We start from the raw sequence: 19256 nt of genomic DNA on the forward strand, positions 1-19256 counted from the left end.
ACCTCAGTTTTTTGTCTTGTGTCTATTTTATCTGAAATTTGGTCACAATAACACCCTATTTAGCGGTAACTTTCTGGTAATTTAAATTTGCCTTCTTGCTCAAACTGTTCGCCTACTTGGAATAAGAGATCTTCACGTCCACGAGCAGCCAGCAATTGAATGCCTAAGGGTAACCCCGTTGCCGTAACATGTGTGGGCAAGCTGATGGCTGGTTGTCCTGTCAAGTTAGCTAGTTGAGTATACGGTGTTAGCTGTAAACTTTTATCAAAATAATCATAGATTAATTCAGCTAATTCTGCTTCTGTTAATTCTGCTGCTTGCGCCATTCGTTGACGAATGTGCTCACTTTGCAAATCTTCGTTAATTTTTGGTGCTGAAAAAGCCGTTGTTGGTGATAAAAACAGATCAAATTTTTGAAAAAGTTCTTCCATCGTTACTGCTGCTTGATCCCACAACTGTAATGAATGAACATAGGTGGCTGCTGGAATCTTTTGGCCAAATTGATGCATGGTCCATGAAAAAGATTCGATTTCTTCTTTACGAATTGGGCGCCCGAGCCCCTGTTGAATGCTGTTCATCATTGCTGTAGTTTCTGCGCCGTTCATTTGATAATAGGAGCGAATCAGCGCTGCACCATCGACTGGATAAGGAATCTCAATGATTTCATGGCCAGCGGCTGCCAGAAAATCAGCCGCTTGTTTCGCCGCTTGTGTTGCTTCTGGCGAAATCATTGAGCCGATAGGCGAAGCGGTACACAGAGCAATTTTTAGCCGTTGTTTTTTAGGGTGTGTTTGCCATTCTGCCAAGGGCGCTTGGTAGGGGGCGCCACTGTGGCTACCACGTAGGCCATAGAATAACGCTTTGGTGTCTCTCATAGAAATAGTCAACGCAAAGTCAATCGAGGCACCTTGCCAGCCTCGCCAGCCTTCAGGGCCGACAGGCATGGAGCCACGGCTAGGTTTTAAGCCAATTAAGCCACTAAAAGAGGCGGGAATTCGGATGGAGCCACCGCCATCGCTAGCGCCGGCTATAGGAACAATCCCGCTAGCGACAACTGCGGCAGCGCCGCCACTGGAACCGCCTGGCGAATGTTCCAGGTTCCAAGGATTGCGGGCTGGCCCGTAAAGCGCAGGATCCGTAATATTTTTAAAGCCAAACTCTGGGGCGTTGGTTTGTCCTAAAGGCATCAAGCCAATCGTTTCTGCTTGTTTGACAAAGTTAGAAGTCGTTGTTGCAGTACTATTTTTAAAAAGTTGCGAGCCAGCCGTTGCTGACCACCCCGCTTTTTCTTGGCCTAACATTTTCAAAGGAAATGGCAAACCAGCAAATAGTGTGTCCTGCTGTTTATTTTTTTGATAAGTTGCTTCTGCTTTTTGGCTGTCAAAGGTTACAAAGCCATTGATCTTTGGATTTAACTTTTGGACTTTTTTCTCAATATCCTTTAAGAGTTCTGTGTGACTTACTTTCTGTTCTTTTAATTGTTGTACCCAATATAGTCCGTCTTTCATACAGACCCACCTCCTATACTATTCCTTATTAGTATAGCATGGTTTTTAGGGGTCATCCTGTGATGGTGATTTTCATTCGTCAAGAGTTTCTTTATTTTAAGTAAATAATTCGCCAATGTAAGGAAGCAACTGCGGATGCAGTTTGTAGCCTTTATACCGTGTATTTTGGATACCTTGTTTTTTAAAGCCCCCTACTTGAATTTTTTTATTTAATTTTGTCAGCTGTTTGGTCATTTTTTTTCGATTATTGGCTGTTTCTTCTGTGTCATATATTAATTTACAAAGGCGCTCCATTGGTAAGTGTTCTTTTGGCGTACTATACAAGACAGCCAGTAGTGCACGTTCTGCGGCTGTTAGCTTTATCCCCTCTACATCTAACTTTTCATCTTCTCGTTGGATGGGTTTATTTAATTCTGCCAAAAGGAGATTTTCTCTTAATGTATCCAAAGTCGCATCCAATCGTAACCAATTGAGAATGCCATATTGATAGCTAATGCTCAATTCTTCCGAGGTAGGAATGTCTTCCGAGCGAAGAAACAACGGCGTTTTAACTCTGGCTAATTCCTTTAGATATAAATATTGTTCTTTGCGAGGAATCGTTTCGCTGAGAATGATGGCATCAAATTTTCGATAAAACAAATGACTTTCCTTAATTTCACCAATCAGACACGTCGTACAAAAAACTTGATGATCTAAATGCTGTAAGCGGTTTTGAAAAGCGGTTTCTGATAAAATATTTTTTGTGATGACCATTATTTTCATTCTTGATTCCTCCTTAATTCTTTTTTAGTTCAAAATTTTCTCAATTTTCGTGTTTTGTTTTGATATATTTAGTATACTGGAATTTTTTCGAATTAAAATTTAGAAATTTACAAGCAAATCAGTCATTAACAGTCATTCCTGTAATCCCCGATTTATAAAGGATTTCCAATAGTCTTATTTAAAAAATGTTTGTTATTTAATCCTCAACGTGCTATTTTTTTAATTTTTTTCTTTTTTATTTAGCTGACAAACGTCAAAAGGTTGGTAGCTAATATCAACCTTTTGACGTTTGTTAGCTACTTTCTCTTGAAATCTTTGTATTTTTTTCTACTTTCACTAAAAAAAACAGCCAAAAATGGCTGTTTCTTTGCTATTTATATTTATTTCATAATATCGATTAAGTCTTTTTTTGAAGCTGCCGAGGCAGGGAAATAGCTAAATACAACCCCGATAAAGACAGAAATCCCGATGGCTAATGAAACCGTCATTAAGTCTGGACGAACAGAAAACGGTAGTGCCATTGAGGCTAAGTAGGCAATAATCATTCCTAAAAGATAACCAGTAATTCCGCCGATTAAGGTCAAGGCAATCCCTTCTGTTAAGAATTGCTTTTTAATATCACTGGCTGTCCCGCCCAATGCACGTCGGATACCAATTTCCTTAACCCGTTCTGAGACCGAAATGTACATCATATTCATAACGCCGACCCCAGCAATTACCAGTGAAATAGCCGCAATTGCGGAAATAAACAAGGTTAAATTATTTAATAAAGAGCCCATTTCTTTGATGGTATCTTTAACATTATATTCTTGATACGTCCCACTGTTTTTCATGGTTCCTTGTTGAGAGAGAGTTTTTATTGTTTCTTTCAATACTTGATCTGGTTGATAGCCAGGTGCTACTGTTAGTTTCAACGTAGATGTATCTTTTAGCTTGCCGAAATAATGTTCATAGGTCTTTTTGGGAAAATAAAGCAATGAGTCATCATTACCTGGACCAATGGCACCGCTGGTATTGGTTGTCACGCCAACAATGGTAAAAAGTTGCTCTTTATATGGAAAAGTTCGATTAACTGCTGCAGTTGGGTCTTGGTAGAGTTCTTTGGCAACCAGTTCATCCACCACCACTGTTTTATCCATTTTTGCATTGTCTCCATCATTCAGTTGGCGTCCCGCCAACAATTCTTTGGTGGTTTTGTTAGCAAGTTCATAGGTTACGGAAAGATTTTTCGGTCCTGCTTGAAAATTCAGTGTACCTTTTTGGGCGCCATCAACTTCTCTTTGATCAAAATCAATTTTTTCTACGCCAGGAACCATGCGCACGACCCCTAAATCATTGTCGGTAAACATCGCTTGGTCACTAAACATATCCGAAGTGTTGTAGGCCGAAAAAGAAATCTTTTTCACATTTTCTTTTTGTTTTTCAGCAGATAATTTATCGACCATGTCTTCTTTAAAGCCGTTACCGATAGCCACGATGGTAATCACCGAAGCGATCCCGATGACAATCCCTAGCATCGTTAACAAGCTGCGTCGCTTATTTTTCAAAATGGAACGGAAGGCGGTTTTCCAAATAATTGAACGTTTCATGTCAGCACCTCCTCTAAAATCTTTCCATCACGAACTTTAATCAAACGATTGCAGTATTCAATTGTTTCTTCATCATGTGTCACTAAAATAATGGTAACACCTTCATTGTTTAATTGCTGAAAGAGCGTTAAAATTTCTTCCGATGTTTTACTATCTAAAGCCCCAGTTGGTTCATCTGCAATAATAAAACTTGGCCGATTGACAATCGCACGCGCAATGGCAACACGTTGTTGTTGTCCGCCCGAAAGTTGTTTTGGATGCTTCTTGCCTTTATCTGGCAAGCCGACTTTTGTCAGAACTTCGTGGACACGATCTTTGGCTTCTTTTGGGGTTAACCCACTATATAAAAGAGGTAATTCAATGTTTTCTTCAACTGTTAGTGTTTCAATTAAACTAAAATTCTGAAAGACAAAGCCGACTGCTTCATTTCTAATTCGGGATAGTTCCTTATCAGAAAAGTCGCCAATTTCACGGTCTTCAAATAAATACGTTCCTTCAAACTTTTTATCAATAAAGCCTAGCAAATTAATCAAAGTCGATTTCCCAGAACCAGAAGGACCCATAATCGCTAAAAATTCTCCAGCGTCTACTTGGAGGTTAATATCATCTAACACATGCAGTGTTTCTTCTTCGGAATAATAATATTTATGAATATGGGCTAGCTTAATCATTGGCAGCTACCTGAACATCTTGATTATCTTTTAATTCTTTATTGGGATTGGCAATCACTTGGTCTTTCCAATTCAAGCCACTTTTGACAACTTTACGACCTAAATTTGTTTCTGTTTCAATCGGTGTTTTTTTCGCTTTGCCCGCTTTGTAAACATAGACAAATTCTTTTTGGCCTTCTTTTTGGATTGCTGCTGTCGGTATAATCATTTGCTTTTGTGGCACAGCGATACTAGTAGACAAGCCTTCTGCCCAAGGAAAATCACCTTCTACTGTAAATTGATAACTCACTACTGGATTGCCTTCATTTTTAGCTATTGGGGTTTGCGCAATGGAAACAATTTTGCCTGGCGCTGATTTGCCTGAACCAACGGTCGTCACTGTTACTTCTTCCCCTGTCTGTAATTTATCGTAATCATATTCGGTTACTTTTCCTTGAATATTTTTCTTTTGTGTTGCAATTTTAATGACTGGTTTGTCGGTACTACTCATAGCACTAGCATCGACAGTGACTTGGCCATCAATTGGTGCTGTAACGACTGTGTTGACTTTGCCACGTGTTTGTTCAAGCGTGTTTGCTGCTCCGACGGCATCACTGTTGACTAATTGAAGGGCTTGGTTAGCTTGGGCGACTTCACTATTCGCAGCACTAACAGCTTCATTCAATTGCTGAATTTCCGCATTTAGTGTTTCTTTCTCTTCAGCCTCTTTTGCGGTGTTTAATTTTTGCTTGGCTGCAGCAACTTTGTTTAAGGCTTCATTGTATTTTTGAGTTGCTAAGTTAACGTTCTCTTGTGCTTGTTGGACTTGAAGATTGTTTCGATTAACAGCATTCGCTTGTTCTGTTTCTGTGGCTTGGATGTCTGAGTTATTGTACGTTAACAATGGACTATCTTTCTTGACTTCTTTACCATTTTCAACATTTATTTCGGCAATTTTTCCTAAAGAAGGATCAAAGAAAATATCCCGAGTATCTAAAAAACTCACTTGACCATCTAATTTTAATGAGGCCATTTCTGTAATGGTATACGTTGTGTATTCAGGTTCAACTTCTTTTGAAGAAAAAACTGTTTTTGCTCCGATAAATCCGACGACGACCACTGCGGCACCAATACCGAACCACACTTTTTTATTTCGCTTCTTCTGGCCTGACTTTTTCATTTATTTGTTCCTCCTTGATTTCTGTTGACGAGTTTGTCATTTTATTTAGTATATAATGAATAAAAAAACTGGTCCCTTCATCTTCCTATCATTCCTCTTACAGTTTTGACACATCTTTATCTAACAAAAAAACGTTTATCCTGTGTAAAAGGATAAACGTTTTTTGTTATTTTATTGTTCTAATTGACCCAACCAGCCAGATGTACCACCTAGAACATTGGTTACTTGATACCCTTGTTGACTGAGAAACGCACACGCTTGTGCGGAGCGCGATCCCATTTGACAAATCAGATAATAGGGTTGGTTTTTATCTAATTGCTGATAATTTTCGGTTAAAGTACTTAAAGGTAAGTTGATGGCCTGAGGGACATGCCCCAGTTGGTATTCCATTTCTTCTCGTACATCAATAATCGGTAATTTTTTTCGTTTTGCTTCCTGATAAAATTCAGGCATGCCAATCGTGTTATACATTTTCTAGTTCCTCCGGTTTTACCATTCGATATAGCGCAAAAGCACCATCTAAATTTTTGGCTGAGATGCCTGCTTGTTTTAGCATCCGTTCTGCAATATAACTACGCAAACCGCTGTGACAACTAACAATGTACTCCGTTGACTTGTCTAATTCCTCCAAACGTTCTCTTAACTCATTTAAAGGAATAGACACAGCATTTTTAAATTGACCATTGGCTCGTTCGGCGGGATTACGGACATCTAATAAAACAGCCCCCTTAGCTAATTCGTTGGATAACTCATACCATTGAACGTTTTCACTCAATCCTTCTGCAAGGTTCATCGCTGCATAGCCTAACATGTTCACAGGATCTTTCGCTGAACCAAACGGCGGCGCATAGGTAAACTCTAATTCAGGCAAATCAAAAATAGTTAACTGTCCTTTAATAGCGGTCGCAAGAATATCAATCCGCTTATCTACGCCCTTGGCCCCAATTCCTTGTGCGCCATAAATTTCCCCTGTTGTAGGATGGAAAACTAATTTTAACTGAAGATCTGTTGCGCCAGGATAATACCCCGCATGGTCTTTTCCACTGATATGCACAACAGCTGTTGTTAGTCCAGCAGCTTTAGCAGCCCGTTCGCTTAAACCAGTTGAAGCGGCGGTTAAATCAAAGACTCGCACAATGGCGGTCCCAATGCTTCCTTGATTTTTTCTCTCTAACCCAGCAATCACATCCGCTACTTGACGTCCTTGGCGATTGGCGGGAGAAGCTAAAGAAATCAGCGCATCTTCTTGAGTGATTTGTTGTTTCACTACAATAGCATCCCCAACCGCATAAATATCGGGTTGATTCGTTTGATAGTGTTCATCAACAACAATACCGCCACGTAAACCAGTTGCTACACCTGCTTCAACTGCTAAGGTATTTTCTGGTTGGACCCCCACCGACAAAATGGTTAAATCAGAAGCTAATGTTTGACCGTCTTCTAAGCGAATCACTTGCCCTTCTTCTTCAAAAGCAACCGCAGATTGTCCCGTAATTACTTGAACATTGTTTTTGCTTAATTCAGCTTTGACAAAAGCGGCCATTTCTTCGTCTAATGGCGGTAAAACATGAGGCGCTTTTTCCACGAGAGTGACTTCTAATCCGCGTTTTTGCAAGTTTTCTGCCATTTCCAAGCCAATGAAGCCTGCGCCAATCACGACGGCTCGTTTTGTTTCTGGTGTCAAGGCTGTCATAATTTGATCTAAATCAGGAACATTTCTTAATGAAAAAACATTTTTGGCTTCTGCCAATCCTGTAATTGGTGGCACAAAAGGTTTCGCCCCTGGTGATAAAATTAATTTGTCATAGTGTTCTGTTAAAATTTCTGTTTCATGTTTCACTGTGATCACTTTTTCTATTGGATCAATCGCCACGACTTCATGGTGAGGACGAACATCTAAATTAAACCGTGCCTTTAACGCTTCGGGTGTTTGAACAAGCAGTTGCTCTCTTTCTGCGATTTCGCCAGAAACGTAGTAAGGCAAACCACAGTTTGCAAATGAAACAAAAGGGCCTTTTTCCATGACAACAATTTCAGTATCTTCCATTAAGCGACGTAAACGTGTCGCTGCTGACATGCCACCAGCCACGCCTCCGATAATTACAATTTTCATTTATTTTCCTCCTTTAATTTGACCAAACCATTGGGACATCCCGCCACGAACGTTAATCACGTGATAGTTTTTTCTCGCTAAAATTTTGGCCGCATTTTTACTGCGCATGCCGGACTGGCAAATCACATAGACTTCGTTAGCGGATTTGTTGTAGGCGGGAATTTTGTTAAGTGGGACATTAATCGCTTGTGGAATATGCCCTGCGCGGTATTCGCTAGGTGTCCGGACATCTAATAACGTTATCTCTTTAGATAAACGTGACTGCAATTCCTTTGTTGAAATACTTGGCGTTTTTTTAAACAATTGAAATAACATCTTTTTCTCCTTCTCTTATATACCTTACGGGGTATATTTAACATGAAAAAGTTAGACTTGTCAACTGAAGAGATTTCTGCCATTTTTAGATTCAAAGAAAAGATAGTTGACAAAAATACCTCGTGTAGGTATATTTTAAACCAATCACTACTCTTAAGGAGGAGCAAAATGACTGAAGAAAAAAAGAAAGTGCTGAATCGTTTACGCCGTACAGAAGGTCAAATTCGCGGGATTCAAAAAATGATTGATGAAGAAAAAGAATGTATCGATGTTATCACTCAGTTGAGTGCGGTCCGTTCTAGTATTGATCGCGTAATGGGGATGATAGTTGCGGAGAATTTAAAGCATTGCTTTGAAAATCCTGAAAAAGATCCTAAAGAACAAGAAGAGCGATTAGCACAAGCGATTAATATGATTGTCAAAAAGTAAAACAACGCAAACTTATTCAATGAAAGATAAGTTTGCGTTGTTTTTTTATTTATTAGACGAATCTGCCCCGCGTTTTTTTAAATTGACAAGCATAAAAAGAATCGTGCCAATTAGTAAAATCACAACGGCGATATAAAAGCCCATGACTTTCGAACCCGTTGTGTCAGAAATTTTCCCAGTCAAAGCTGGGGCGATCACAGATGACATCATGCCGAAAAAGTTAAACACGCCCAAAGTAGTGCCAATTCCAATTTTTGGTGCATTTTCACCTAGCCAAGAAATAATAATCGGTTCTACAGCTAATTTTCCTAAGAACCCATACATAATTAAAGCAATTAATAACAACGTCGCATTACTTACTTGTACAGTTAACAAGAGCATGGCTGTTGCTAAAAATTCTAAAACAACGATGAATTGAACTTTTTTATGCATGTACTTATCCGCCAACCGACTAAAAAATAACGCTCCTGGAATAGAGGCAAATGCGACCAGCGAAGAGGACAATCCAATTGCTGCTCCTTGGAAACCACGTTCGGTACTTAAAAAATTAGGTAACCAAGTCACAATCATATAATATGCATAACAAGTGCCAAAATATAAAATATACGCAAATAGCATATGTGGCGCAAACAGTTTTTTAAAGGGCACTTTTTCTTTTACCGCTCCGTTATCTTTTTCATCAACAACGGTTGGCTGAATCAAGGCCATGTCTTCTTTATGATTGCGAATAATCACTTGAAAAGCCACTAACATACAAATAATCATAAAGGCGGAAATGTACATCATCACTTGCCAAGGCAATCCTTTTTGGGCAACTAAATAACTAGATAAAATCATCCCTAAACCTGAACCAACGGCTGAACCACTGTTGACAATAGCTGTTGCAAAACTTTTTTTGGCTTGAGGAATGTTTTGCGACGTCAACGAGTAAGCCGAGCCATAGAAAGAACCACATCCTAAACCTGCCAATAAGCTACCTAAGTAAATTGTTCCAATCGTTCGGGCTTGGGCAATCAGTAATGCTGCCAGCGCAAACAAGATAAAGCCTGGAATTAATACACGTTTTTTCCCAATTTTGTCTACCAAGAAGCCTGCAGGAATCTGCATGACTACGTAACCGAGAAAATAAAAGCTAGAAATGGACCCTAGGGCCGTATCGGAAGCGTTACCATTTAGAGACGCGCGAATTTGTGGATAAACGGGAGAAAGCGCGGAACGATAAATCCAGATTGTTACCCAGCCCATACATAGTAAAATAACGATTTTTTTCCAATAAGCCAACGAACTTTTTGTCTTGTCTGTCATTTTCTTTTCCTCCACCAATCATTTTTTTGGTTAACGTTTCACAAGGAACAAAAGCACTACGCTTTTTTACGTAGTGACCTTTGTCCTACCTTCTTTTTTAGTTTAAATACTCAGCCAATGCATGAGTACTACCGCTACCGCCTTCAAATTGATAACCTTGGTGTTTCAATACAGTCTCAAAGGCACTTAAGAAATGCAACACATTGTCTTCGCGACTGCTGTAACCCATATTACCGACCCGCCAAATTTTTCCTTTTAAATCACCGAAGGAAGAGGCAATTTCAACTTTAAAATGATCCAATAATAAGCTCCGCACTTTTTCACCATCAATTCCTTCTGGAATGACCACAGGAATGACTGTTGGTGTTTTTGTGTCTAACTTCCCGAAAATTTCTAAGCCCATTTTTTGCAGACTTTCAACTAAAATACGATCGTTTTTCCGATGGCGTGCGTAGACATTTTCCATGCCTTCTTGAAGTAACAAGCGCAGCCCTTCATGTAGCCCATAAATCATTGTAGTCGCTTCTGTATGGTGATTTAAGCGCTCTGGTCCCCAATATTTTTCTAATTGCGATAAATCCAAGTAGTTACTTTGAATGAACCGTTCATTCCGCGCATCCGCGCCAAGCCCTAACTCTTTTTGGTAACGGCCCGCCAGATAATCGGCTACACGTTGGTTGTAGGTAATTAAAGAAAGGCCTGAAGGTACGCTGACACATTTTTGAGTGCCTGCTACCGCAATATCAATCTTCCAATCATCGACCTTTGTTTCAACACCGCCGTAAGTCGCCACCATATCTACTACAAAGAAAATTTCATTTTCCCGACAAAAGGCGCCAATTTGATCCAGTGGTTGCATTTGTGCATTCGCCGTTTCGCCGTGGACCATCGCAACAATTTTTGGTTGATGTTCTTTAATCGCTTCAATCACCGTTGTTTGTTCAAACGGTGCGAGCCAGTCCTTTTCTAAATAAATGACTTCGGCCCGGGCGCGTTCGCAAATTTCACCTAATAAATAAGCAAACCGGCCATACGCAGGCACAAGCACTTTGTCGCCTGGCTCAATCAACGCAAATAACCCCGCTTCCAAGCCTGAACGTGACGTGCCATCAATGGCAAAGGCTTGTTGATTCTTTGTGGCAAAAGGTACTTTAATCATTTCCCGAACTTCATCCATAATTTGTAGAAATTCTGGATCAAATTGCCCTAAAATTGGTTGACCCATTTGACGAAGTACCGATGGATGGGCTTCGACTGGTCCCGGCGTCATGATTGTTCGCCGTACAAAATTTGGTTGTTGATACATAGTAATCCCTCACTTCATTTTTAATTCTTCTCTTTTATTATCTTTGGAAAAACCCAGAAATTCATTGTTCAATTTGCACTATTTTGACTTTGTTTTTTAGACATATTCAATAACTATCTTTTGTACTCCTTTTTATTCTTCGCTATACTATAAAAAAAGGAGGTTGTTGTGATGAAAATATTAGCTGAGGTCTTGGCTTTACCAAGATTTTCTGACTTACAATTATTATCGTCTCACTCAAACTTAACACAGCCCTTGGAAAGTGTAGAAATCACGGAAACACCTGATGTGGCTGATTTTATCCCTAAAAATGTCATGATTTTAACAACGGCAATGATTTATAAAGATGATCAAGAAAAATTGAAACCTTTTATTGACTCGCTAAAACAAGCAGAGTGTACGGCTTTAGGAATCAAAGTTGGGCGGTTCCTTGACGAAATTTCACCAGAAATTGTTGCCTATGCCAGTGCCGTTGATTTGCCCCTGATTAAAATTCCTAGCACACAGCCACTAGGCGGGTTGTTGCATGAAATTGTTGGCTATCTTCGTGATAGCAAAACCGAGCAGATGTCTGTGGCATTTGACATCCAAAAGCGTTTTTCAACATTATTAATGCAAGATGTTGATGCTACGCGTTTCATCGCTGAATTTGCGAAAATTTTAAATGCGCCAATTATTTTATTAAGTCCTTGGCAACAGGTGATTGCCCACTCGAATTATTTTTATGGCAATCAAAAATCGGCGGAGTTTTTCATCGAACAATTATCAAAAGACCACTTTCAACAATTGGCACAAGAAAAGAAAATCTTTCGTTTACAGGATGAGCGACAAGAAAACATTCAAGTAGCTGGCTTTCCAATTCGTGTGAACGATTATTTTCCCTATTATCTATTGGTCTTATCTCCTGAACAGATTCCTTATCCTATTTCTGAATTTGCCATTGATCAGGCCATTTTAGTTTTGACTTTTATGTTATTTAAAAACCAGAAAATTGCTGAATCTTTTGAGCATCTCAAAACAGACTTTTTGGACCGCTTGCTTGATACACATCAAGAAGCGCTGAGTAAACATCAAAATTGGTTGGAACTTTGGAAAAATTATCGTTTAATCAACAGTGATTATTATCAATTAGCGATTGTCTACGGCGTGACTAAACCAGAAAATGAAACCCATATTCGTTATCAGCAAGCGGAAGGGCAACTAATTTTCCAATGGCTCAAAGAACAATTGCCGGAAATCCTGCCAGATGTCGCCTTGTTTAAATTAAAAAATCAAAATAAAAGTATCTTGATTTTTCAATCTAAAAAAAATGACCATTTGATGATTTTGCAAAACCTCGCTGAACGTTTGCAACAGGCTTTGCCTATTACCATTCGCTTTGCTTTAGGCAATGCTTATGAAAACCTAGAAGATTTGCCTAATTCTTATATTGAAGCTTCCTCGACATTAGAGGCTTCTTTACACGCTCAAAAACCAGCGACTGTGCAATTGTTCCATCCCAAAGGCCTAGCTGGACTTTTTGAAAAGATTGGCACTGAAGATGTTGAATACTTTTGCCAGCAACAATTGAAAGAGTTGGCCTATCCGACGGAACCGACGTTACAAGAATTACGAAAAACCTTGAAAGTTTTTTTAGATTTCAATTGCGAAATTACTAAAACGGCCAACGCTCTTTATCTTCACAGAAACACCATTAAATATCGCATGAATCAATGTGAAAAATTATTAGATACCTCTATTCAAGAGCCTGAGACGAGTTTACTCTTACGGGTAGCGCTAGAACTTTCAGGAAAATAATTAACAGGAAAATAGCCGAATAAAAGTAACGTCTACCAAGAAGAAGGACTCTACCGTTCACCACTGCGTGTTCAAATCCTATTGTTCCGAGGTCATTACTTTACATTCGGCTTTTCTTTATAATTCTGGTTCACGATTGGCATCTTTGGAATAAACGTACATTAGCGGTTCTTCACGACCAACCGCATAGGCTGCTTGTGGCACATAGGCACTCATGAAAATATAGTCCCCTTTTTCCACTGGATACCATTCATTGTCCAAATTGTACATCCCTTGGCCACTAATTAAATACGCACCATGCTCTTGGACATGCGTTTCAATATAGGCATGACTAGCGCCTGGTTCAAAAGATAAGATATGCATATTCATATCAAAGTCAAACTCTTTCGGCAATAAACTCCAAAGTAAAACGTCTGTCATTCCTTCATATTCTTCGGGTTGTTGGTCATGAATTGACCCAACCACTTTATAAGGTTGATGGCCTGCCAACGGCTGATAGCGTTTTTTATATAAGAAAACTTCTGTGTCCGCTTCCTGTGCGTTCGCTAAATACATTTTCATTTCAGGCGTAAAGTAGGCGTAGCCCCCGGCTTCAAGTTCATGAGTTTCTTGACCATCTGAAACGCGCAAACGACCGTCAATGACATAAACCAACGTTTGAATCCCGTCGCCACCAAAACCAGTTGTTTGTTGACCATTTTTATGAAACGTAGCAATGTAATCCACAAATGTCGCACCTAATTTAGGCGATCCCAAAATGGAAATATCGACATTTTCAAAACCAGGTACTGCATTTTGCACCAAACCATCATGGGGAATAATGGCGTAATTGTCTTTTTTTATCACAGCTCTTGATGTTAACAATTCTTTTTGGTAACCAACTCGATTATTTTTATAACCCATCACAATTCTTCCTTTTCTATCTTATTTATACGCTAATTCATATAAGGTATCTGCTAAAAGCTTGACGCCTTCAACCAAATCTGGAAATGCCGTTGCTTCTGCTGGATTATGACTAATCCCACCAATACTTGGCACAAATATCATCGCTGTCGGGTAATGGGGCGCAATAATTTGCGAATCATGCCCAGCACCACTATGCATCATACGATACTGATACTTGCCTTCTTTGGCTTTTTGTTCAATAACTTCTACAATTGCTTGATTCATCGGTACAGGGGCTTCATCCATCCAGCGGTCAATCGCAATCGTCAAGCCTAATTCTTGAGCAATTGTTTTCATCCGTTCTTCTAATTCACCGGTAAAATGTCGTAAAAAAGCAGCGTCGGTATGACGGCAGTCAATTGTAAATTCCACTTCTCCAGGCACCACGTTGACTGTATTGGGTTTCGGAATAACTTTGCCGAATGTTAAAACTAACGGATCCCCAATTTCGTTCGCACGATCAATGGCTTCTGCACAAATTTTAGCAAAGCCATATACCGCATCATGACGGTAACTCATTGGCGTAGTGCCTGCATGATTGGCTTGCCCTTTTAAGTTAACCGTGTAGCGACGTTGCCCTACAATACTATGAACAACACCGACTTGGAGCTTTTCGTTCTCTAAAATATTGCCTTGTTCAATATGAATTTCGACAAATGCTTCAATGTCCTCACGTCTAGTTTGCTCCTGCCGAAAATCAAAGCCTTGGCGATGCATCTCATCAACAAACTTTTTGCCTTCGTTGTCAGAGATGTCGACTACTTCTTCACATTTGGCTTCACCAACGACATTTTTGCTTCCCCAGAAAACCGTTGGAAAACGACTCCCTTCTTCTTCAGCCATGGAAAGCACTTCTAAAGAACGCCGTGGTTTCCCATATTTATCTAATAAATATTGAACAGCCGTCATGGAAGCAATGACACCATATTGACCATCTAATGTCCCACCATTAACTACTGTGTCGATATGTGACCCAGTTAAAATCGTTTCCTGAGGAAATTCCGTTCCTGCCACTCGACAAAACAGATTCCCGACTTCGTCAAATTGCGTTTCCAGTCCAAACGCCTCAGTTTGGCTTTGCACATACTTTTGTGCTGCCAACCACGAATCTGTATAAAGTAAGCGTGTCATCCCTCCTTCAGGATCACTCCCAATTGCTGACAACTCTTCGATTCTTTGTTTTAAAACTTTTTCCAAGTCCATCACAAAACCTCCTGACTGATTACACTCTGATTGTAAACGTTTCCCTAGTCATCTTCATTGTACTTATCAAACAAAATTAAGCCTTTTTTTGTGCAAAACAACCAACGAACATCCTCTAACTCGTGGACAGAGGCGCTAATTCAATCACGCTTCTGTCCCTTTCCATTTCTAAAATAGGTGTTTAATTTTTGATAAATACGCCGTTAAACGCCTCGGTTACCCCAGTTTCTTGTGCGTAAATTGTTTTGCCTCTTAAAATTGTTTGAATCACTTGGGCCCCAATTTCACGACCAATGTAAGGACTAATTTTATTTCGATATTCTAAATCTTCTGCTTTTAAGATATACGGCGCATTAGGTTTAATTAGTACAAAATCGGCATCCTTACCAATGCTGATGCGGCCCTTTTGTGCTAAGTGATAACGGTCAGCTGGGTTTGCTGCAATCATATCCGCGAATTGTTTCAAGGATAAACCACGTTTTTGGACGGCTTCATCGAATAACACATCGACGTTATTTTGAACACCAGAAATGCCGCCCCAAGCTTCAAAAGCATTGGTTGTATCTTTTAAGTCTGGCGTACAAGGAGAATGGTCAGAGGTTACAAACGCGATGCCGCCTGTTTGCACGTGGTTCCATAATGCGGCTTGTTGGTCCGCGTCACGAATCGGCGGCGAACATTTGACAACTGGACCAATGGCATCAAGTTCATCCGTGGTAAAATATAAATAATGCGTACATGTTTCACAAGTCACATCTACCCCTTCTGCTTGGGCTTTTAAAACTTCTTCCACGCCTTCTTGACAAGCCACATGACAAATATGAATCCGACAACCTGTTTCTTTGGCAAATAAAATGGCTTTTTGAATCGCTTCAACTTCGGTAAACACAGGACGTGTAGCTACATATGCCGCTAAAGTCGTTTCACCATTTTGATAAGCTAACGCGCCTAATTTATCCGTAATTGGCGCATTTTCTGCATGGATTGCTAGCACTTTACCAGTTTTGGCGACTTGTTTCATTCCTTCATATAGCGAATAATCGTCGACATTTTGAAAATCTCCTTCAATTGAACGATCGCCGCACGTTCCTAAAAAGCATTTATAGCCGGAAACGCCTCCTTCATCAAGTTCCTGAATCCCGCCAGCCAAGTTGGTCGGGACTACGCCGCCAAATGACCCTACATCTACTTTTAGTTTATTTTCTCCTACCTTGTATTTGATCTCAAGAGAGGTCTTATCCACGGTTGCTGGAATCTGATTTAAAGGCATTTCCATAAAGGTCGTCACGCCCCCTTTGGCACAAGCGGCCGTTCCTGTGACATACCCTTCCCATTCATCGCGGTAACCACCACCAGGATCGGTAATATGAACATGAGCATCCACCATCCCAGGACTAACGACCAAACCCGTCGCATCAATCACACGTTCTCCCGACAAGTCTTGCCCGATCGCTACGATTTTTCCTCCTTGAACGGCGACATCCGTAATGACTTCTCCAGTTTCTAAAATAACTAACCCGTTTTTAATCACTAACTCTGCTTGCATTTATTTTCCCTCCTGATAAGCTGTTTCTTTCACTTTTTTTGAATCCCAAGTCCATTTTTTTAACACTAAGTACAGCACAAAACCTGTGGCAAAGCCCACAAACCACGAAATATCAGCAATGATTTTAACCTGTGGAATAAATTGACCACTTAAGGAAAGAACCAACGCCAGAATAGTAGCGACATACGCCGGCTTGTTTAATCCGTAAAAAGGATTGGCTTCCTCTTTTTTGTGTTTATCTACGTATAAAGCATTTAAATTAATTTGTTGCTTTTGAACAAAATAATAATTCGCAATCATCACACCAGCGACTGGTCCTAAAACAGCCCCAATTGCGTTCAGAAAAATAAAAATACTATCGGCGTTTTCCATCAGTTTCCAAGGCATAATGAGAAAGCTGATAACACTGGCAATCATGACGCCTTTTTTATACGTCATTTTTTTAGGAAATAGCGCCGCCAATTGATAACCTGCCGGAATGATGTTCCCCGTTGCATTCGTTGAAATAGTCGTTAATAAGAAAACCGACATGGCTAAGACCACCACTGCCACATTATCTAAACGATCAATAATGTTTAAAATATTCCATTCCTGAATCCCAAAATACAACGAACCACCTAACAGAATAACCACACTGGAAAAAGCGAAAATCCCATAACCAACAACTAAACCTGCTGTTTGCCCCACAACCTGAGCACGGGTCGAGCGCGCATTCTTAGTAAAATCCGCCACACTCGCACCAGGCGCTGACCAAACGGCCACAACCGAGTTAAAAATAATCAGATACGCCACAAGTGGATTGACTGAACGAATCGCACCAGAAACTTGATAGGACAAAATTGGTGTTAAACCGCCCCCAGCTCGAATGGCCCAAATCGTTAATCCAATAATAACGACATAAATCAACGGACTTAAAATGGCGGTAAACCGGTTCAAAATTTTGCTACCACCGAAACCTATTGCCACATTTAAGAGCCAGAAAAGAGTAAACGCCATTAATTCAGGTAGCCTGAGACCAAAAAACTGGAATGATCCACCAATTTCTAAAAAGTTCGGCCAAAATTTCCCGAGAATAATTAATAAAGCCAGCGATCCTGTAAATGTTTGCAGACCAAACCAAGCAATCGCGGCCACACAACCTCTTAAGAACCCTGGCAGTTTTGCCCCGAGACTGCCGTAAGTAGACTGTAAGTGCATCGCAAAAGGAATGCCATATTTAGAGCCAGCCACGCCATTCAAATTCATGAAAGTTGCTACAATGAATGAGCTTAACACAACTGCCAGCATAACTTGCAGCGGCGATAAACCTAAGAAAATAAAGCCGCCCACTGCTGCATAATTCGGGATATTATGAATCGAACCCATCCATAATGTAAAAAAATTGCGCGCGCCCATTGTCCGTTGTTTCGGGCTACTTGGCAACAAATCCTCATTGTAGCCACGTGCTTTCATCGCTGTTTCTTCTTGAGCTGTTACTCGAGACACATTTTTCTCCACGACAAACTCTCCTTTTTATTAAAAATTTTTTTCTATTAAAACACCCTGCCTTCTCTTTTTTGTCACTTTTGCACAAACATGCGTACTACTCTCATCACACAAATTGTAAGCGCTTTTTATAACAAGAATCATTAGTTAACCCAACTAAATAACAAACGATTCTTTGTTCACTTTGAACGAAAAAATAGCAACCTTTTTTATATCGTCCTCTCACTCTAGAAAGTAAGAAACAAATCTTTTTATTCACATATTATGTACAAATTCTCTTTTCAAATGCTAAAATACGCTTATTATTAAAAATGACATAAATAAATTATACAGTTAAATGAAATCCAACACAACATTTTTTAATCAAAAACACACAAAACAGATAAACTGAAGTGGATTTTCAGGAAGAGACCCATCCTGAAAAAAGACACTGACAAAAGATTTTTCTCACAAGATTGACAATTTTTCACAGATTCAAAATCTTCTTTTTCAATTTTTACGTTTTAAAAAATAACATTTTGAAAATAAAAAAATGCTTAATTTTAATCAAAAAAATAAACAAAGATTTCTGATTTTATCAGAAATCTTTGTTTCTAAATTTTCTTGCTATAATTCCTTTAACAAAATAAAATCCGTCTGTTCATCGTCTCCCATAAAAAATGAATGTTGACTGTAATAGCGGTAGCCAATCGTTTTATAAAATGCCCGCGCCGCATCATTGTGTTCCCAGACACCTAGCCACAGTGCTTTTTTACCAAATTCACGAGCTTTCTCTTCCGCCAGTTCTAACAATTGTGTCCCCAGCTTCTTTCCTTTAAACGCAGGCAAAATATACAATCGCTCAACCTCGAGCTTTTCTGGCCCCATCGGTTCCGTTTGTGCCCTCTCACGATTTAATTTCATGTAGCCAGCTAATTGATTATCGACAAAGATAAAATAAAAGTCAGAGTAGGGATTAGCCAATTCCTTTTGTAATTTTTCTAAATTGTAGGCTTCTACTAAATAGGCTTGCATATTTTCTGGGGTATTATATGGTCCGAAAGTATCTGTATAAGTTTCAATGCTGATTTCTTGTAACGCTGGTGCATCTTCTATTGTTAATTGTTTTATTTCTCCCATCGAC

The 19256-nt window shown here is 39.6% G+C and carries 17 protein-coding genes; 2 read left to right on the forward strand and 15 right to left on the reverse strand.

Translation table 11 applies throughout. From position 1 onward, the window contains the following. Positions 1-59: 59 nt before the first annotated feature. From PYW42_RS12540 to PYW42_RS12575, 8 genes are all read right to left on the reverse strand, one after another. Positions 60-1508, reverse strand: coding sequence for an amidase (locus PYW42_RS12540; protein WP_002410932.1), 1449 nt, complete (start codon positions 1506-1508; stop codon positions 60-62). 96 nt (positions 1509-1604) lie between these two features. After that, positions 1605-2270, reverse strand: coding sequence for a helix-turn-helix domain-containing protein (locus tag PYW42_RS12545; RefSeq protein ID WP_002359135.1), 666 nt, complete (start codon positions 2268-2270; stop codon positions 1605-1607). Between the two features lie 380 nt (positions 2271-2650). After that, entirely contained in the window at positions 2651-3859 is a 1209-nt protein-coding gene (locus tag PYW42_RS12550; RefSeq protein WP_010709063.1) for an ABC transporter permease, read from the reverse strand. Then, complete coding sequence (locus tag PYW42_RS12555) at positions 3856-4530, reverse strand: ABC transporter ATP-binding protein (protein WP_002365285.1); 675 nt, start codon at positions 4528-4530, stop codon at positions 3856-3858. The genes PYW42_RS12550 and PYW42_RS12555 overlap by 4 nt, the downstream gene beginning before the upstream one ends. Further along, positions 4523-5689, reverse strand: a complete 1167-nt coding sequence (locus PYW42_RS12560; protein ID WP_002410929.1) for an efflux RND transporter periplasmic adaptor subunit — start codon at positions 5687-5689, stop codon at positions 4523-4525. The genes PYW42_RS12555 and PYW42_RS12560 overlap by 8 nt, the downstream gene beginning before the upstream one ends. Positions 5690-5860: 171 nt before the next feature. After that, positions 5861-6160, reverse strand: a complete 300-nt coding sequence (locus PYW42_RS12565; RefSeq protein WP_002355066.1) for a rhodanese-like domain-containing protein — start codon at positions 6158-6160, stop codon at positions 5861-5863. Further along, positions 6153-7802, reverse strand: a complete 1650-nt coding sequence (locus PYW42_RS12570) for an FAD-dependent oxidoreductase (RefSeq protein ID WP_002410928.1) — start codon at positions 7800-7802, stop codon at positions 6153-6155. Before PYW42_RS12570 ends, PYW42_RS12565 begins: the two co-directional genes overlap by 8 nt. After that, complete coding sequence (locus PYW42_RS12575; protein ID WP_002370047.1) at positions 7803-8117, reverse strand: rhodanese-like domain-containing protein; 315 nt, start codon at positions 8115-8117, stop codon at positions 7803-7805. A 168-nt stretch (positions 8118-8285) separates the two neighbouring features. On the opposite strand from PYW42_RS12575, the gene PYW42_RS12580 reads away from it, so the two are divergent. Then, complete coding sequence (locus PYW42_RS12580) at positions 8286-8546, forward strand: metal-sensitive transcriptional regulator (protein ID WP_002355063.1); 261 nt, start codon at positions 8286-8288, stop codon at positions 8544-8546. A 45-nt stretch (positions 8547-8591) separates the two neighbouring features. On the opposite strand, the gene PYW42_RS12585 is transcribed toward PYW42_RS12580, so the two are convergent. Both PYW42_RS12585 and PYW42_RS12590 read right to left on the reverse strand, forming a co-directional pair. After that, a complete protein-coding gene (locus tag PYW42_RS12585; RefSeq protein WP_010709062.1) occupies positions 8592-9851 on the reverse strand; it encodes an MFS transporter in 1260 nt (419 codons plus the stop codon). A gap of 97 nt (positions 9852-9948) precedes the next feature. Next, positions 9949-11157 (reverse strand): pyridoxal-phosphate-dependent aminotransferase family protein, encoded by a 1209-nt coding sequence (locus PYW42_RS12590; protein ID WP_002355061.1) that lies wholly within the window; start codon positions 11155-11157, stop codon positions 9949-9951. Between the two features lie 171 nt (positions 11158-11328). On the opposite strand from PYW42_RS12590, the gene PYW42_RS12595 reads away from it, so the two are divergent. After that, positions 11329-12954 carry a PucR family transcriptional regulator gene (locus PYW42_RS12595; protein ID WP_002380909.1) on the forward strand — a complete coding sequence of 542 codons (1626 nt, stop codon included), beginning with the start codon at positions 11329-11331 and terminating at the stop codon, positions 12952-12954. Positions 12955-13071: 117 nt separating this feature from the next. On the opposite strand, the gene allE is transcribed toward PYW42_RS12595, so the two are convergent. The 5 genes from allE to PYW42_RS12620 all read right to left on the reverse strand — a co-directional run bounded on the left by allE (position 13072) and on the right by PYW42_RS12620 (position 19252). After that, positions 13072-13857 (reverse strand): (S)-ureidoglycine aminohydrolase, encoded by a 786-nt coding sequence (allE, locus tag PYW42_RS12600; RefSeq protein WP_002384779.1) that lies wholly within the window; start codon positions 13855-13857, stop codon positions 13072-13074. Between the two features lie 21 nt (positions 13858-13878). Next, positions 13879-15102, reverse strand: coding sequence for an allantoate deiminase (gene allC / locus PYW42_RS12605; RefSeq protein ID WP_002389333.1), 1224 nt, complete (start codon positions 15100-15102; stop codon positions 13879-13881). A 181-nt stretch (positions 15103-15283) separates the two neighbouring features. Further along, entirely contained in the window at positions 15284-16648 is a 1365-nt protein-coding gene (allB, locus tag PYW42_RS12610) for an allantoinase AllB (RefSeq protein WP_002388999.1), read from the reverse strand. After that, complete coding sequence (gene allW / locus PYW42_RS12615) at positions 16649-18145, reverse strand: allantoin permease (protein WP_002389278.1); 1497 nt, start codon at positions 18143-18145, stop codon at positions 16649-16651. It lies immediately after the preceding gene. 594 nt (positions 18146-18739) lie between these two features. Further along, positions 18740-19252, reverse strand: a complete 513-nt coding sequence (locus PYW42_RS12620) for a GNAT family N-acetyltransferase (RefSeq protein ID WP_002389138.1) — start codon at positions 19250-19252, stop codon at positions 18740-18742. Positions 19253-19256: the final 4 nt, after the last annotated feature.

It is taken from the genome of Enterococcus faecalis (assembly GCF_029024925.1).
GTDB lineage: Bacteria > Bacillota > Bacilli > Lactobacillales > Enterococcaceae > Enterococcus > Enterococcus faecalis.

What these genes read in the sequence shown, in the direction of transcription:
- PYW42_RS12540 (WP_002410932.1), bottom strand. Translation starts at nt 1,508, where the DNA reads ATGAAAGACGGACTATATTGGGTACAACAATTAAAAGAACAGAAAGTA.
- PYW42_RS12545 (WP_002359135.1), bottom strand. Translation starts at nt 2,270, where the DNA reads ATGAAAATAATGGTCATCACAAAAAATATTTTATCAGAAACCGCTTTT.
- PYW42_RS12550 (WP_010709063.1), bottom strand. Translation starts at nt 3,859, where the DNA reads ATGAAACGTTCAATTATTTGGAAAACCGCCTTCCGTTCCATTTTGAAA.
- PYW42_RS12555 (WP_002365285.1), bottom strand. Translation starts at nt 4,530, where the DNA reads ATGATTAAGCTAGCCCATATTCATAAATATTATTATTCCGAAGAAGAA.
- PYW42_RS12560 (WP_002410929.1), bottom strand. Translation starts at nt 5,689, where the DNA reads ATGAAAAAGTCAGGCCAGAAGAAGCGAAATAAAAAAGTGTGGTTCGGT.
- PYW42_RS12565 (WP_002355066.1), bottom strand. Translation starts at nt 6,160, where the DNA reads ATGTATAACACGATTGGCATGCCTGAATTTTATCAGGAAGCAAAACGA.
- PYW42_RS12570 (WP_002410928.1), bottom strand. Translation starts at nt 7,802, where the DNA reads ATGAAAATTGTAATTATCGGAGGCGTGGCTGGTGGCATGTCAGCAGCG.
- PYW42_RS12575 (WP_002370047.1), bottom strand. Translation starts at nt 8,117, where the DNA reads ATGTTATTTCAATTGTTTAAAAAAACGCCAAGTATTTCAACAAAGGAA.
- PYW42_RS12580 (WP_002355063.1), top strand. Translation starts at nt 8,286, where the DNA reads ATGACTGAAGAAAAAAAGAAAGTGCTGAATCGTTTACGCCGTACAGAA.
- PYW42_RS12585 (WP_010709062.1), bottom strand. Translation starts at nt 9,851, where the DNA reads ATGACAGACAAGACAAAAAGTTCGTTGGCTTATTGGAAAAAAATCGTT.
- PYW42_RS12590 (WP_002355061.1), bottom strand. Translation starts at nt 11,157, where the DNA reads ATGTATCAACAACCAAATTTTGTACGGCGAACAATCATGACGCCGGGA.
- PYW42_RS12595 (WP_002380909.1), top strand. Translation starts at nt 11,329, where the DNA reads ATGAAAATATTAGCTGAGGTCTTGGCTTTACCAAGATTTTCTGACTTA.
- allE (WP_002384779.1), bottom strand. Translation starts at nt 13,857, where the DNA reads ATGGGTTATAAAAATAATCGAGTTGGTTACCAAAAAGAATTGTTAACA.
- allC (WP_002389333.1), bottom strand. Translation starts at nt 15,102, where the DNA reads ATGGACTTGGAAAAAGTTTTAAAACAAAGAATCGAAGAGTTGTCAGCA.
- allB (WP_002388999.1), bottom strand. Translation starts at nt 16,648, where the DNA reads ATGCAAGCAGAGTTAGTGATTAAAAACGGGTTAGTTATTTTAGAAACT.
- PYW42_RS12620 (WP_002389138.1), bottom strand. Translation starts at nt 19,252, where the DNA reads ATGGGAGAAATAAAACAATTAACAATAGAAGATGCACCAGCGTTACAA.